At 69.8% G+C, this 13,381-nt stretch carries 11 protein-coding genes; 3 read left to right on the top strand and 8 right to left on the bottom strand.

Features of this window, described 5'->3' with window-relative positions:
• Nucleotides 1-27: 27 nt before the first annotated feature.
• Together ACEXHE_RS11495 and ACEXHE_RS11490 are read right to left on the bottom strand one after the other, a co-directional pair.
• Complete coding sequence (locus ACEXHE_RS11495) at nt 28-732, bottom strand: hypothetical protein (protein ID WP_091697224.1); 705 nt, start codon at nt 730-732, stop codon at nt 28-30.
• 122 nt (nt 733-854) lie between these two features.
• On the bottom strand, nt 855-1,577 hold the full coding sequence (locus tag ACEXHE_RS11490) for a TetR/AcrR family transcriptional regulator (protein WP_374785887.1): 723 nt from the start codon (nt 1,575-1,577) through the stop codon (nt 855-857).
• 184 nt (nt 1,578-1,761) lie between these two features.
• Between ACEXHE_RS11490 and purU the strand changes: the two genes are divergently transcribed.
• Complete coding sequence (gene purU, locus ACEXHE_RS11485; RefSeq protein WP_356968248.1) at nt 1,762-2,652, top strand: formyltetrahydrofolate deformylase; 891 nt, start codon at nt 1,762-1,764, stop codon at nt 2,650-2,652.
• Between the two features lie 79 nt (nt 2,653-2,731).
• Entirely contained in the window at nt 2,732-3,253 is a 522-nt protein-coding gene (locus tag ACEXHE_RS11480) for a gamma carbonic anhydrase family protein (RefSeq protein WP_091697229.1), read from the top strand.
• Between the two features lie 79 nt (nt 3,254-3,332).
• Here the strand turns inward: ACEXHE_RS11480 and ACEXHE_RS11475 are convergent, their stop codons facing one another.
• The 4 genes from ACEXHE_RS11475 to ACEXHE_RS11460 form a co-directional block, all read right to left on the bottom strand.
• Nucleotides 3,333-4,613 (bottom strand): ABC transporter ATP-binding protein, encoded by a 1,281-nt coding sequence (locus ACEXHE_RS11475; RefSeq protein ID WP_374785886.1) that lies wholly within the window; start codon nt 4,611-4,613, stop codon nt 3,333-3,335.
• 20 nt (nt 4,614-4,633) lie between these two features.
• On the bottom strand, nt 4,634-5,485 hold the full coding sequence (locus ACEXHE_RS11470; RefSeq protein ID WP_091697510.1) for a carbohydrate ABC transporter permease: 852 nt from the start codon (nt 5,483-5,485) through the stop codon (nt 4,634-4,636).
• 98 nt (nt 5,486-5,583) lie between these two features.
• Nucleotides 5,584-6,537 (bottom strand): carbohydrate ABC transporter permease, encoded by a 954-nt coding sequence (locus ACEXHE_RS11465; RefSeq protein ID WP_091697235.1) that lies wholly within the window; start codon nt 6,535-6,537, stop codon nt 5,584-5,586.
• On the bottom strand, nt 6,534-7,850 hold the full coding sequence (locus ACEXHE_RS11460) for an extracellular solute-binding protein (protein WP_374785885.1): 1,317 nt from the start codon (nt 7,848-7,850) through the stop codon (nt 6,534-6,536). Before ACEXHE_RS11460 ends, ACEXHE_RS11465 begins: the two co-directional genes overlap by 4 nt.
• A gap of 147 nt (nt 7,851-7,997) precedes the next feature.
• On the opposite strand from ACEXHE_RS11460, the gene ACEXHE_RS11455 reads away from it, so the two are divergent.
• Nucleotides 7,998-9,551: a glutamate--cysteine ligase gene (locus tag ACEXHE_RS11455; RefSeq protein WP_374785884.1), complete on the top strand. Its 1,554-nt coding sequence runs from the start codon at nt 7,998-8,000 to the stop codon at nt 9,549-9,551.
• 19 nt (nt 9,552-9,570) lie between these two features.
• Here ACEXHE_RS11455 and hrpB read toward each other — a convergent pair whose 3' ends face one another.
• Together hrpB and ACEXHE_RS11445 are read right to left on the bottom strand one after the other, a co-directional pair.
• On the bottom strand, nt 9,571-12,312 hold the full coding sequence (gene hrpB, locus ACEXHE_RS11450; RefSeq protein ID WP_374785883.1) for an ATP-dependent helicase HrpB: 2,742 nt from the start codon (nt 12,310-12,312) through the stop codon (nt 9,571-9,573).
• A 31-nt stretch (nt 12,313-12,343) separates the two neighbouring features.
• Nucleotides 12,344-13,261 (bottom strand): SDR family oxidoreductase, encoded by a 918-nt coding sequence (locus ACEXHE_RS11445; protein ID WP_091697241.1) that lies wholly within the window; start codon nt 13,259-13,261, stop codon nt 12,344-12,346.
• Nucleotides 13,262-13,381 lie beyond the last annotated feature (120 nt).

Below are 13,381 nucleotides of genomic sequence, written 5' to 3'. Positions count from 1 at the left end.
GTTGGAGAGGGGTGAGAGAGGCGGGTCTCAGCCCCGCGGCGGACGGGTGCCGTCCCCGTACCGGTCCCACTCCGGATCCAGCTCCGGGTCCACCACCTGCTCGCCGTCGTACCGCTCATCCTGGTGGCTGCCCACAGGCCGATCCGCGGAGGCCGCCACCGACTCGCTCGGCTCAGCAGAGGGGTCCGCCGCCATCCGGCGCTCCACCAGCGCATGCTCCTCAGCGGTCTCATCGGGAACCGGGCGGAACGAATCCGTGCCGGCGCCCTCGTGCGCGGGGGCATGGCCGTCGTCGGGCCGGTCCTGGGCCTCCTGGGTGCCGACTCCTGCCGCAGCGCCGGTCAGGGTCTGCTTCGGGTCCGTGCCGTCCTTGCGGCGGCCGTCCCGGTCCGTCTCCACCTCCGGGTCCAGCCGGTCGGCAGTGCGCAGCTGCTCGTCCAGGGACCGCCCGGACTCCCTGGCGGCGCGCTCCCGCTGCTCAGCCTCCTCGCGCAGGCGCCGGGCGTCCGCCTCTGCGGCTTCAGCCTCGAGTCGCGCGGATTCTGCCTGTTCGGCCTCAGCGGCGAGGCGGTCATGCTGGCGCGCGGCGTCACGGCGCAGATGGTCGGCGGAGGCGCGGTCGGCCTCACGCTGCTGCCGACGTCGGCGGGAGACCACCGCGGCGATGATCGCGATCACCACGATCAGCACCACCAGGCCGATGACCAGCCAGAGGATCTGTTCCTGGGTCATGAGGGGTGTCCTTTGCTCTCAGGCCTCCGACGCGGCGCCGGAGACGTCATGATGAGAACACTGTGCCACAGGGCACCCTCCACGTCTCGTGCCACTCAGCCGCCGAGCAGGATCCCCGACGGTCAGCTGCTGGCCTCGAGCTCCGGCTGCGGCACCGGCCAGGTGTTGCCCTGCATCAGCAGCCGGGTGGCCAACGTGACCAGTCGTTCCAGCTGCTGCATGCTCTCCGGGCCGGTGTCCCCCTCGCAGGTGGCCGCCCACCGCAGGTAGGCCGTGCCCCAGGCCGCCACCAGGGACGAGGCCAGGAAGATCCGCTGCTCCTCCTGCCCCTGGGGGTCTGCCTCCACGTCTCCGTCCAGCCCTGGACGCTCCAGTTCGGCCAGCATGTGCTGGACCGACTTCACCGCCCGGTCCCAGGTCAGCTGCGCGTACCGGGGATTGGAGGACGTCTGGCGCATGCGCTCCCAGGACAGGGCACTGCGGGCCACATTCCGGAACGTCTCGGTGCTGCGCAGGTCCCGGGAGGCGATCTCGTGCGCCTGCAGGTACGTCATGCCCTGATGGATCAGGGGCACCATGCGCTCATGGAGCTGCTCCATCAGATCCGAGGTGTAGCTGTAGCACGCCTCCTCCACCGAGCCGAAGTGGTTGAAGAAGGTCCGCCGGGAGACCCCTGCGGCGGTGGCGGCGTCCTCGGCGGTGAAGTTGCCGAAGCCGCGCTCCTCCAGCAGATCGATCACGGCAGCCGAGATCGCGGCCCGGGTGGCGGCCTTCTGGGCCGTGCGTCCGGTCGACCTCTGGGAGGCGGAGTCGCGCAGGGGCGACGACGAGTTCTGTGGATCCATGGGTGCTGGTTCCTCTTGCTGTGGGGTGGAGTGTGGGGTGTGTGCGCCGAATCACAGCCGGTTTGACGCCCGTACATCGTATCTCTCCTGCCTGGGCAAGCACTGATGGAACACAGCGGACCCCGAGCCCCCATGGGTGCACACTGGAGGGAGACCCCTGTCCTCCGACCTCTGGAAGGCCGCCATGTCCTCCCCGTCCTCTCCCACCACTGCCGCCACGGACCAGGGCATGGTCCTGACCCTGTCCTGCCCCAACCAGAAGGGGATCGTCCACGCGGTCACCGGCGCCCTGCTGGAGGTGGAGGCGGACATCACCGAGTCCCAGCAGTTCGACTCACCGGACACCGGCACCTTCTTCATGCGGGTGGAGTTCCACGGTCCGGCCACGCGGGACCAGGTGCAGAGCGTGCTGGACCCCGTGCGTGAGAGATTCGGCATGGAGCTGGGCCTCTGGGAGGCCACCCGGCGCACCCGCACCCTGGTGATGTGCTCCAAGGACGGCCGCACCCTGAACGACCTGCTCTTCCAGCAGCGTGCCGGGACCCTGCCGATCGAGATCCCGGTGATCGTCTCCAACCATCTGGAGCTGCAGTCCATGGCCTCCTTCTACGGGGTCCCGTTCGTGCACATCCCGGTGGTGAAGGACTCGACCATCAACTCCAAGGAGCAGGCGGAACAACGGCTGATGGACCTGGTGCGGCAGTACGAGATCGAGCTGGTGGTGCTGGCCCGCTACATGCAGGTCCTCTCCGATGACCTCTGCCGCTCGCTCGAGGGCCGGGCCATCAACATCCACCACTCCTTCCTGCCCTCCTTCAAGGGCGCCCGCCCGTACCACCAGGCCCACGACCGCGGGGTGAAGCTGATCGGGGCCACCGCGCACTACGTCACCGCCGACCTGGACGAGGGTCCGATCATCGAGCAGGAGGTCCAGCGCGTCACCCACGCCCAGACCACCCAGGACCTGGTCAATCGCGGCAGGGAGGTGGAGGGGGCCACGCTGTGCCGGGCGGTGCGCTGGCACGCCCAGCACCGGGTCCTGCTGGACGGTCACCGCACCGTGGTCTTCAACTGACCTGAGGAGCACACCGCATCACCGGCAGTTCCCGACGACGGCACTTACCCCGCGCGTCCGCCCCGCCTACAGTGGGGCTATGGCACACCTGATCACGATCGACGGCGCCACCCCGGTGGCTGCCGAGTCCGCTTTCCTGGCCCCCACGGCCACCCTGTCCGGAGACGTCGCCCTGGGCGAGCAGTCCTCCGCGTTCTACGGCGTCTCCGCGCGCGGTGACAGCGCTCCCATCCGCGTGGGCGACCGCACGAACCTGCAGGACAACGTGGTGCTGCACGCCGATGCCGGCTTCCCCTGCACCCTGGGCGATGACGTCACCGTGGGCCACTCCGCCGTGGTGCACGGAGCCACCGTGGAGGACGGCTGCCTGATCGGCATGTCCGCCACCGTGATGAACGGGGCCGTGGTGGGGGCGAACTCCATGGTGGCCGCGGGGGCCCTGGTCCTGGAGGGCACCGTGATCCCGCCCGGCTCCCTGGTGGCCGGTGTGCCCGCCAAGGTGCGCCGGGAACTGACCGAACAGGAGCTGGAGGGACTGAAGACCAGTGCGGCCACCTATGTCCGGCTGGCCGAGAAGCACCGCTCCGCCCTGGCCGACTGACCGCGCACCTCACGCCGACGCCACGATGCCCCCGGGTGGACCCCGGGGGCATCGAGCTGTCTGGTTCTCCGACGGGCTGTCAGACGCGCTGGGCGCCCTTCTGATCGTCCTTCTCCTGGGCCAGGCCGATCTCCCGTTCCCGCTCCTCGGCGGCCAGACGGGTCAGCTCGGCACCGGCCTCGGCGTCACGGGTCAGGTTCTCCCCGGACTCCGGATCGAAGATGTGGATCCGGGAGGTGTCCACCCACAGCTCGGTGGGCTGGCCCGGGCGGACCCGGGACTCGGCCGAGAGGGTGGTGACCACCTGGGGCCGCAGCTCATCGGCGTCCATGTCTGCGGCCAGTCCGGCCAGCAGGTCCCGGACCTTCTCGTCCGGCTCGAACTCGATGTACCCGTACTGCTCGTGGCCCAGCCACTCCAGGTGGGAGAGCTCGGCGGTGAAGACCGAGCCCCGGGAGAGCTTATGCTCATCCACCAGCGTGGCGTCCTCGAAGTACTCCGGACGCAGTCCCAGCAGGACCAGCTCCTTGCCCTGCGCCACCTCGGCCTTCTCCGGCGGGACGGGGATGTCCCCGATCGGGGAGGACAGCACCGCGCCGTTCGCTCCCTCCTTCAGGGTGGCCGGCAAGAAGTTCATGGACGGGGAGCCGATGAATCCGGCCACGAACAGGTTGATCGGCTGCTCGTAGAGCTCACGCGGGCTGGCCACCTGCTGCAGCTCGCCCTTCTTCAGCACGGCCACCCGGTCGCCCAGGGTCATCGCCTCGGTCTGATCATGGGTGACGTACACGCTGGTCACGCCGAGTCGGCGCTGCAGCTGGGCGATCTCCGCGCGCATCTGTCCGCGCAGCTTGGCGTCCAGGTTGGACAGCGGCTCATCGAACAGGAAGGCGTCCGCCTCCCGCACGATCGCCCGTCCCATGGCCACGCGCTGGCGCTGCCCACCGGAGAGGTTGGCCGGCTTGCGGTCCAGGTGCTCCTGCAGCTCCAGCAGCTTGGCCGCCTGCTGTACCTTGGCGTCGATCTCCTGCTCCGAGCCCTTGCCCTTGGCCAGCCGCAGCGGGAACGCGATGTTCTCGTACACGGTCAGGTGCGGGTAGAGCGCATAGTTCTGGAACACCATGGCCAGGTTGCGGTCCTTGGGAGCCGCCTCGTTCATGCGCTGGCCGTCGATCTGCAGCTCGCCGGAGGTGATGTCCTCCAGGCCCACGATCATGCGCAGCAGTGTGGACTTGCCGCAGCCGGAGGGTCCCACCAGGATCACGAACTCGCCGTCGGCGATGTCCAGGGAGACGTCGTTGACGGCGGGGAAGCCGTCGTCGTACTTCTTGACGATGTTGTTCAGGGTGATGGAGGCCATCGGTATGTCCTTTCCGGGCCTCAGCCCTTGACCGCGCCCGAGGTCAGGCCGGCGACGATCTGCTTCTGGAACAGCATGACCAGCAGCACCACCGGGATGGTGACGATGATGGCCGCTGCGGAGATGGCGCCCGTGGGCGACTCGAACTGGGATGCGCCGGTGAAGAACGCCAGCGCCGCCGGCACCGGTCTGGCCGCCTCGGTGGAGGTCAGCGAGATGCCGTAGACGAAGTCGTTCCAGGCGATGAAGAACGCGATGATCGCGGTGGTGAACACTCCGGGCAACGCCAGCGGGACAATCACCTTGCGGAACGCCTGCAGCGGGGTGGCCCCGTCCACCTGGGCCGCCTGCTCCAGCTCCCACGGGATCTGCTGGAAGAACGCCGCCAGGGTCCAGATGGAGATCGGCAGGGTCAATGACAGGTACGGGATGATCAGGCCGGGCCAGGTGTCATACAGCCCGATGGTGCGCCACATGTTGAACAGCGGGGTCACCAGGGAGATCACCGGGAACATGGAGACCATCAATGAGACGGTCAGCACCAGCTTCTTGCCCGGGAAGTCCAGGCGGGCGATGGCGTAGGCACACAGAGTGGCCAGCACCACGGCGATGGCGGTGGCGATCACCGAGATGCCCACCGAGTTCCACAGGGCCGTCAGGAACAGCTCCCGGGAGTCCCCGACCAGGATCTCCTCGTAGTTGATGGTGGACCACTGGCTGGGCAGGAACTGCCCGTTGGAGAGATCCCCCGGGGTCTTGAAGCTGGTGGCCAGGATGGAGGCCACCGGGAACAGGCACCACACCAGCACGACGAGGGTGATGACCCACCATCCGATGGTGGTGCGCCGCTTCGCCTTGGCCTGGGCCGCCATGCCGGCGCGCTCCTGCTCCGTCAGCTGATCTGCACCTGCACGCCCACCGGTGCGGCCGTCGTCGGGCCCTCCGGTGGTGCGCTGCTGAACGCTCGAGCTCATTTCGCGCCTCCTTGTCCACGGGCCAGGTCGACCTTGAAGATCTTCACCGCGGCGAAGGCGATCAGGCCCACGCACAGGAACAGGATCACCGAGACCGCCGAGCCCAGCCCGATCTCCAGCCGGCCGATCGAGGTGCGGTACGCCAGCAGCGAGAGCACCTCGGTGCCGTACGCACCGTTGGTCATGATGAACACCGAGTCGAAGATGCGGAACGCGTCCAGGGCTCGGAACAGGGTGGCCACCATGATGGCGGCCTTCATGTTCGGCAGGATCACCCGGGTCAGGCGCTGCCACCAGGTGGCACCGTCCACGGACGCGGCCTCGGACAGGTCATCCGGGACCTGGGCCAGACCGGCCAGCAGCAGCAGGGAGATGAACGGGGTGGTCTTCCAGATCTCCGAGAGCATGATCACGATCAGTGCCGTGGGGCTCTGGGCGAACCAGTTCAGGTCCGAGTCGATGCCCGGCAGCCAGGCGAACCAGTTGTTGATGTAGCCGGAGTCGATGCTGAACATGTAGTACCAGGCGTAGGCCGAGACCACCGTGATGATGCCGTACGGCACCAGGATGGCCGTGCGGACCAGGCCGCGCGTGGACTTGATCGCCTTGTGCATGATCAGCGCCAGGATGAAGCCCAGGACCAGCTCCACGGCGACGGTGACGACCGTGACCAGCGCGGTGACGCCCAGGGCGCTCCAGAACACCTGGTCCGTCAGGATGGTGCCGTAGTTGCCCAGGCCGATGAACTCGCGTTCGGACGGGGCGGTCAGGCGGTAGCTGAACAGCGAGTCCCAGACGGCCTGGACCACCGGGTAGAAGATGACCGCGACCATGATGAAGAACGCCGGGCCGGCCAGCAGCCAGCCCAACCGGGCCTGGGCCTTGGTCCGCTCGGACTTCACCGGACGGTCGGCACGCCGACTGCGTGTGGCGGGGGCGGTGGTGCTCACAGCAGAGCCTCCCCTCGAAGGACTTCAGTGATGAACTGTCCGGTCTGCGCCGGAGTGGTGTTCGGGTCCACGCCGCTGGGCGGAGTGAACCGCTGCTGGATGGCCGTGGAGACCTCGTTGTAGTACGGGGTCTGCGGCCGGGGCTTGGCCAGGTCCAGGGACTCCCGGATCACCGGGGCCATGGGGAAGTCCTCCTCCACCTGCGGGTCCGCGTAGGCCTCCTCATGGGCCGGCGGGTTGCCGTTCGTCACGAAGTACTCGGCCTGATGCTCCGGGGTGGTGATGCACTGGATGGCGTCGAACGCCAGCTCGTGGTGCTCGGAGCTGGCACCCACTCCCAGGTTGATCCCGCCCAGCGGCGGTGCAGCCGGATCGTCGGCGTTCATCCGCGGGTACGTGGTCCAGCCGATGTCCTCGATGAGCGACTCCGGCAGGGCCCCCTCCTCGACGGAGGCGTTGGTGGCCGGCCAGACGAAGGGCCAGTTCACCATGAACGAGCCCTTGTCCCCCTGGAAGAGCAGCATGGCCTCGTTCTCGGCCTGGGTGGGCAGACCCGGTCCGCCCAGACGCTCCTTGCCGATGGTGCCGATCACCTCGGCGGCGGCCCGGCCGGCGTCCGTGTCCAGACCGAGCTTGACCTCGTCCGCCGGGGCCTCCGGGTTCTCCAGGATCTGGCCACCCGCGGACTCGATCAGGGCGTTGAGCCACACGGTGATCGACTCAGCGCGGGCACCCTGGACGCCCAGCTCCTTGTCCTGGGCGCGGGCCACCTCGATGATCTGCTCCCAGGTCACCGGGCTGTCCATGTTCAGTCCGGCCTCCTCCACCACGGACTTGCGGTACCAGAGCAGCTGGGTGTTGGCCCAGAACGGGACGGTGACGAGAGTGTCCTTCCACGTTGCCCCAGCCAGCGCGCCCTCCAAGGTGCCCTCCGAAGCCTGCTGCTGGACGTCGTCGGGAACCGGGGCCAGGAATCCTGGCTCAGCCAGCTCCGGAATGAACGGCGGATCCAGGGACATGATGTCCATGGAGGTGTCGCCCGCGGCGAGGCGGCGGGTGAGCTGCTCGCGCTGGGCGCTGGCCTCATTGGGCAGCAGCGAGGTCTCGATCCGGTAGGCCCCACCCGCCTCCCGTGTGCAGGCCTCGGCGATGGCGGCCTGACCGCCGTCGTCCGGGTTGGTGTACCAGGTCAGCACGGGGGTGTCCTCGGCGGGCGCGCAGCCGGCCAGGGCCAGTGCTCCCACGGTCAGGACGACACCCGCGGCGCGGCGAGTGTGCCTGCGGCGACCTCTCCTGTGATGCGGTTCTCTCATCGATGCGGTCCCTCTGCTCCAGTGCGTTCGGGGTGGGCGGTGACGACGGACTGCAGTGGCCTCCGTCACAGCCTTCACCCGTGAGCCTATGCCCGTGATGACGGTTTTCCCAAGGAGACGGCGTGGTGCGCGGCTAGGCTGAACGGCATGGGAGCAGAGGTCGAGTCCGCCACATACACCCGGTCCGAGCGCACGCGGTACCGCGAACGCCTGGAGTCGTCCCTGGACGAGCTCAAGGCGTACCTGGCCGACGGGGAGCTCTCCGACACCGGCCGGATCGGCCTGGAGCTGGAGCTGAACCTGGTGGGGGATGACCAGCTGGCGGCACCGGTCAACGAACAGGTGCTGGCCGCGATCGATGACCCCGCCTTCCAGACCGAGCTGGGCCGGTTCACCATCGAGCTCAACCACCCCGCTCTGACCATCCGCGGCACCGGTCTGACCGAACTCGAGGCCTCCCTGCGAGCCCAGCTGGAGCGCGCCGAGGAGCGGGCCGTGCGCGCGGGGGCGAGCATCCTGCCGGTGGGGATCCTGCCCACCCTGCGCGGTGAGGACCTCTCCGGGGAGGGCTGGATCAGCGAGGGCAACCGCTACGCCGCCCTGAACACCGCCGTGCTGGAATCCCGCGGCGAGGAGATCCTGATCGACATCGACGGGCCCGAGCATCTGGCGTATTACGCACAGGACATCGCCGCCGAGTCCGCCTGCACCTCGATGCAGCTGCACCTGGAGGTCACCCGGGAGCGGTTCGGCCCCGTGTGGAACGCCTCCCAGGCCATGGCCGGACCGCAGCTGGCGCTGGCCGCGAACTCACCGCTGTTCCTGGGCTCGCTGCTGTGGGACGAGTCCCGGATCGCCGTGTTCCAGCAGGCGATCGACACCCGCTCCCCCGAGTTGGCCCGGCAGGGCGTGCGTCCGCGGGTGTGGTTCGGGGAGCGCTGGGTGGACGGGATCGAGGACCTCTTCGAGGAGAACGTGGCCTTCTTCCCGTCACTGCTCCCCGAGGCCTTCGATGTCCCCCGTCAGACCGCCGCGGGCGCACCCACTCTGCCCGAACTGATGCTGCACAACGGCACCGTGTACCGCTGGAACCGTCCGATCTTCGACCCCGGCAAGGACGCCGAGTCCACGCCCTCCGGTGAGTCCGCCGCCCGGCCGGCCAACATCCGCGTGGAGAACCGGATCCTGCCCGCCGGACCGACCTTCACCGACATGATCGCCAACGCCGCGTTCTACTTCGGGCTGGTGCGCCACCTGGTGGACGGCGACGAGCGCCCGTGGGAGCGGATGGCCTTCTCCACCGCACAGGAGTCCTTCTATGCCTGCGCCCAGGACGGACTGCGCGCGGAGGTCTACTGGCCCGGCTTCGGCCAGATCCCCGTGACCGAGCTGCTGGACCGGCACCTGCTGCCCAGCGCACGGCGTGGCCTGGAGATGCTGGAGGTGGATCCGGCGGTGATCGACCGGTACATGGACGTGCTCACCGGGCGCACCCGCAACGGCCAGACCGGTGCCGTGTGGATGAGCCGGACCCTGCGGGCGTTGGAGGACGGCGGGATGCCGCGCGTCGAGGCACTGGCCGAACTGGTCGCCCGCTACCGCCGCAACGCCGCCACCCACGAGCCGGTGCACACCTGGCCGGTGGAGGGTGTGAACTCCGGGTCCGTGCACCACGGCGGGGCGCTGCTGCCGCGCGGCTGAGCCCGGGTGCGGGCCCCGGTCAGCGGGGCGAGCGGTTCTTCGTGCGGGCGGTGGCCGGGGCGGTCCACGGGTCCTCTGGCCAGGGGTGCTTGGGGTAGCGCCCCCGCATCTCGGCGCGGACCTGTGTGTACGGACCGGACCAGAACGAGGCCAGGTCGGCGGTGACCGCCAGTGGCCGTCCGGCCGGGGAGAGCAGATGGAACACCACCGGTTCACGGCCGTCCACCAGTGCGGGTGTGTCTGCGAGGCCGAAGCACTCCTGCAGTTTGATCGCCACCACGGGCGGCTCGCCGTCCTGATACTCGATCCGCGCGTCCCGTCCGCTGGGCACCGCCAGCCGTTCCGGAACGAGTTCGTCCAGGCGCACGGCCTCCGGCCAGGGCAGCAGTCTGCGCAGGGCTCCGGCCAGGTCCAGCTTCTGGGGTGAGCGCCCGGCGGCGACGGCGCTGATCTCCGGCGCGAGCCACTCCTCCGCACGGTCTGCCAGTGCCTGGTGGGAGACATCCGGCCAGGGTGCGCCGAGATGGCGGTGCAGCAGGTCCAGCCGGCGCCGCAGCTGCTCGGCGGGAGCGGCCTCTCCCCCGGAACCGGGCCCGGGCCAGCCGACCACGCTCAGTCCGTGCTCCTGCAGCGCGTTCCGGACGGCGCCCTCTGCTGCAGCGCGACTCGGCTTGACCGGCTGTTCTGCGAGGGTGATCGCCCCCAAGGTCCGGGTGCGACGGCCGATCACCCTGCCGTCCTGCCACTGTGCCGTGGTCCGGTCCTGCAGCAGGGTCCCGGAGCGTCCGGCCAGCTGCACAGCCAGGTCCTGATCCACCGGAGCCGCCGCGCGGATCACCGCTCCAGTGCCCGCCGCGGACCTGCCTTCTGAGCGTTGGACCTCCGCGATGGCCAGCCACTCCTCCCCCGCCAGCGCGCTGCTCGGCGGCAGCGCCGCCCGGGTGCCGGACGCCAGAAGGTAGATGCCCCGGGTGTCGGTCTGGCGGGCCAGCCGTTCCGGAAAGGCCAGCCCGACGACGGCCCCCACCTGGGCGTGCTCCGTCACCCGCCGCTGGGCTCCAGCCCGCCCATCACCGGCCACCTCAGGCACAAAGTGACCAGACCTGGTCACTTTGGTAGGGGTCTGGTCACTTTGCGCTTGGGGGGTGAGGCGGTGGAGGCGGGTCGCCTCGTGCTGCCAACGGTTCAGGGCCCCGCGGCCGGATCCGGTGGGGTCGGTGCCCCGGCGCAGCGACTCCAGCGTGGCCGCGAGGTCGGCTCCGTCCGGGCGGATGTCCGAGGCGACCAGGGCCACCACCTCGGCGGCGGTGCGACCGTCCACCAGTGCCGCTCCCTCCAGCAGGGCGCGGGCCAGTCGCGGTTCGGCCGGGATGGCTGCCAGGCGACGACCGAGGGCGGTGGGACGCAGCTCCTCGTCCAGCGCCCCGAGGTCGGTGAGGGTGCGGTGCGCGTCGGCGAGCGTCTCGGCCGGCAGCGGGTCCGGCAGCACGAGTCCTTCCCCACCGGGAGCACCCCAGCAGGCCAGGGTCAGGGCAGCCCCGGTCAGATCCGCCACCGCAGCGGCGGGACGGGGATGCGCGGGGGCGGTCCCGAAGGTGGTGCGGCTGTAGCAGCGGATCACAGTGCCCGGCCCGAGTCGACCTGCACGCCCGGCGCGCTGCTCAGCGGAGGACTGCGCGCAGCTGACCGTCACCAGTCCGGTCATGCCCCGCACGGTGTCCCGGCGCGGTTCCCGGGACAGCCCGGCGTCCACCACCAGGCGCACCCCGGGCACGGTCAGCGAGGACTCCGCGAGCGCGGTGGAGACGATCACCCGGGGCGGCTCCCCCGGGGCTCGGCCACCCACGGCACGGTCCTGCACTGCTGCCGGCAGCTGGCCGTGCAGGGGCAGGATCTCGGCGGAGGGGTGGATCCGCTCCAGCCGTCCCACCGTCTGGTCCACGTCTCGGGCCGTGGGGACGAACACCAGCGCGTCGATCCCCGGGTCTGCTGCGAGTGCATCCTGGTGGGCGGAGGCCGCTTCCCGGGACAGATGATCCAGGTAGTCATGGGTCATGCCCCGTTCGTCCAGCCGAGGACCCGACGGCGGGCGGTACTGCATGTCCACCGGGTGCAGGGCGGAGGGACAGTCCACCACCTCGACCGGTCCACTGTGGCCGATCCCCTCCCCCAGCCGTTCGGCGAACCGGGCGGCGTCCAGGGTGGCGGACATGGCCACCAGCACCAGATCCTCGCGCAGCTGGTGGACCTCACCGAGCATCCCGAAGAGCAGATCCGACTCCAGATCCCGCTCATGGACCTCGTCCAGGATGACCGCGCCCACACCGGTCAGCTCGGGGTCAGCCAGCAGCCGGTTCACCAGCACTCCGGGCGTGAGGAACTCGACCAGGGTGCCCTTCCCGGTGCGCCGCTCCCCGCGCACCGAGTAGCCCACCTGATCTCCCAGGGCGCCACCGTGCAGGTGGGCCAGCCGGGAGGCCGCGGCCCTGGCGGCGACGCGGCGCGGCTGGGTGACGATGACCCGAGACGGTGAGGGCGCCGTCGTCGGGCCCTGCCTGTCTGCGATCTGGTGGAGCAGGTTGGCCATTGCCGGCGGAACCAGGGTGGTCTTGCCGGTCCCGGGCGGTGCCTGGACCACGGCGGCGCGGTGCTCGGCGAGGCTGCGCTGCAGCTGCGGGAGGGAGTCGGCGAACACGAGTCCGGCGCCGATGCTCCCCAGATCGAAGTGACCGGGGAGCACGGCGCCGGAGGTGGAGGTCATCCCTCCATTGTGGTCCAGTGCGGCTGGGCCCTTACGGCGTGGGGTCGCCGCCGTTGGCGTTCAGGGTCTCGCCGATCACGAAGCTGGACTCCGGGGAGGCCAGGAACACGTATGCCGGGGCCATCTCCACGGGCTGGCCGGCGCGGCCGATGGGGGCGTCGTGCCCGAACTTCGGCAGCTTCTCCTTGGGCTGGCCGCTGGAGACCTGCAGCACCGTCCACACCGGGCCGGGGGCCACCGCATTGACCCGGATGCCCTTCTCGGCGACCTGCTGGGCCAGTCCCTTGGTGAAGTTGTTGATGGCGGCCTTGGTGGAGGCGTAGTCCAGCAGGGTCGGCGAGGGGCTGTACGCCTGGATGGAGGTGGTGTTGATGATGGTGCTGCCCGGACCCATGTGGCGCAGGGCCGCGCGCGAGAGGGTGAACATCGAGAGGATGTTGATCTGGAAGGTGGCGGCGACCTGCTCGTCGGTCAGCTCTTCCAGCGACTCGCTGACCACCTGTTTGCCGGCGTTGTTGACCAGGATGGTCAGGCCGCCCAGCTGCTGCGCGGCGTCATCCACCACGGAGGTGCGGTAGTCCGCGTCCATCAGGTCACCGGGCAGGGCCACGGCCTTCTGACCGGCCTCTTCGATGGCCTTCACCACGCGCTGCGCGTCCTCCTCCTCGGCAGGCAGGTAGGCGATGGCCACGTCAGCACCTTCACGCGCGAAGGCCACGGCGACGGCGGCCCCGATGCCAGAGTCCCCACCGGTCACCAGTGCCTTGGCCCCCTGGAGTCGGCCGGTGCCGACGTAGGAATCCAGGCCGATGTCCGGAACGGGGTCGGTCTTCACGTCCAGCCCAGGCTCGGACTGGTGCTGCTCCGGCGGGGAGACCTTGGGATGGCGGGTGGCCGGGTTGTCCGGGGAGAGCTGGCCGTCAGGGGTGTTCTGCTCATGCTGGGTCATGGTCAGAACACTAGGACCGCGAGCGGGGGGTCCGGCAAGAGGTGTGCGCTCAGGGCTGAGCGGGTGCGACGGCGGACGCGTCCTGCAAGTTCCGCGGTCAGCAGCTCCTGGTGCGCGGGC

Origin of the sequence: Micrococcus sp. IITD107 (assembly GCF_041927415.1) — a bacterium.
Classification (GTDB): Bacteria; Actinomycetota; Actinomycetes; order Actinomycetales; family Micrococcaceae; genus Citricoccus; species Citricoccus terreus.
This window is presented reverse-complemented; position numbering and strand designations above follow the sequence as displayed.

What these genes read in the sequence shown, in the direction of transcription:
- ACEXHE_RS11495 (WP_091697224.1), bottom strand. Translation starts at nt 732, where the DNA reads ATGACCCAGGAACAGATCCTCTGGCTGGTCATCGGCCTGGTGGTGCTG.
- ACEXHE_RS11490 (WP_374785887.1), bottom strand. Translation starts at nt 1,577, where the DNA reads ATGGATCCACAGAACTCGTCGTCGCCCCTGCGCGACTCCGCCTCCCAG.
- purU (WP_356968248.1), top strand. Translation starts at nt 1,762, where the DNA reads ATGTCCTCCCCGTCCTCTCCCACCACTGCCGCCACGGACCAGGGCATG.
- ACEXHE_RS11480 (WP_091697229.1), top strand. Translation starts at nt 2,732, where the DNA reads ATGGCACACCTGATCACGATCGACGGCGCCACCCCGGTGGCTGCCGAG.
- ACEXHE_RS11475 (WP_374785886.1), bottom strand. Translation starts at nt 4,613, where the DNA reads ATGGCCTCCATCACCCTGAACAACATCGTCAAGAAGTACGACGACGGC.
- ACEXHE_RS11470 (WP_091697510.1), bottom strand. Translation starts at nt 5,485, where the DNA reads ATGGCGGCCCAGGCCAAGGCGAAGCGGCGCACCACCATCGGATGGTGG.
- ACEXHE_RS11460 (WP_374785885.1), bottom strand. Translation starts at nt 7,850, where the DNA reads ATGAGAGAACCGCATCACAGGAGAGGTCGCCGCAGGCACACTCGCCGC.
- ACEXHE_RS11455 (WP_374785884.1), top strand. Translation starts at nt 7,998, where the DNA reads ATGGGAGCAGAGGTCGAGTCCGCCACATACACCCGGTCCGAGCGCACG.
- hrpB (WP_374785883.1), bottom strand. Translation starts at nt 12,312, where the DNA reads ATGACCTCCACCTCCGGCGCCGTGCTCCCCGGTCACTTCGATCTGGGG.
- ACEXHE_RS11445 (WP_091697241.1), bottom strand. Translation starts at nt 13,261, where the DNA reads ATGACCCAGCATGAGCAGAACACCCCTGACGGCCAGCTCTCCCCGGAC.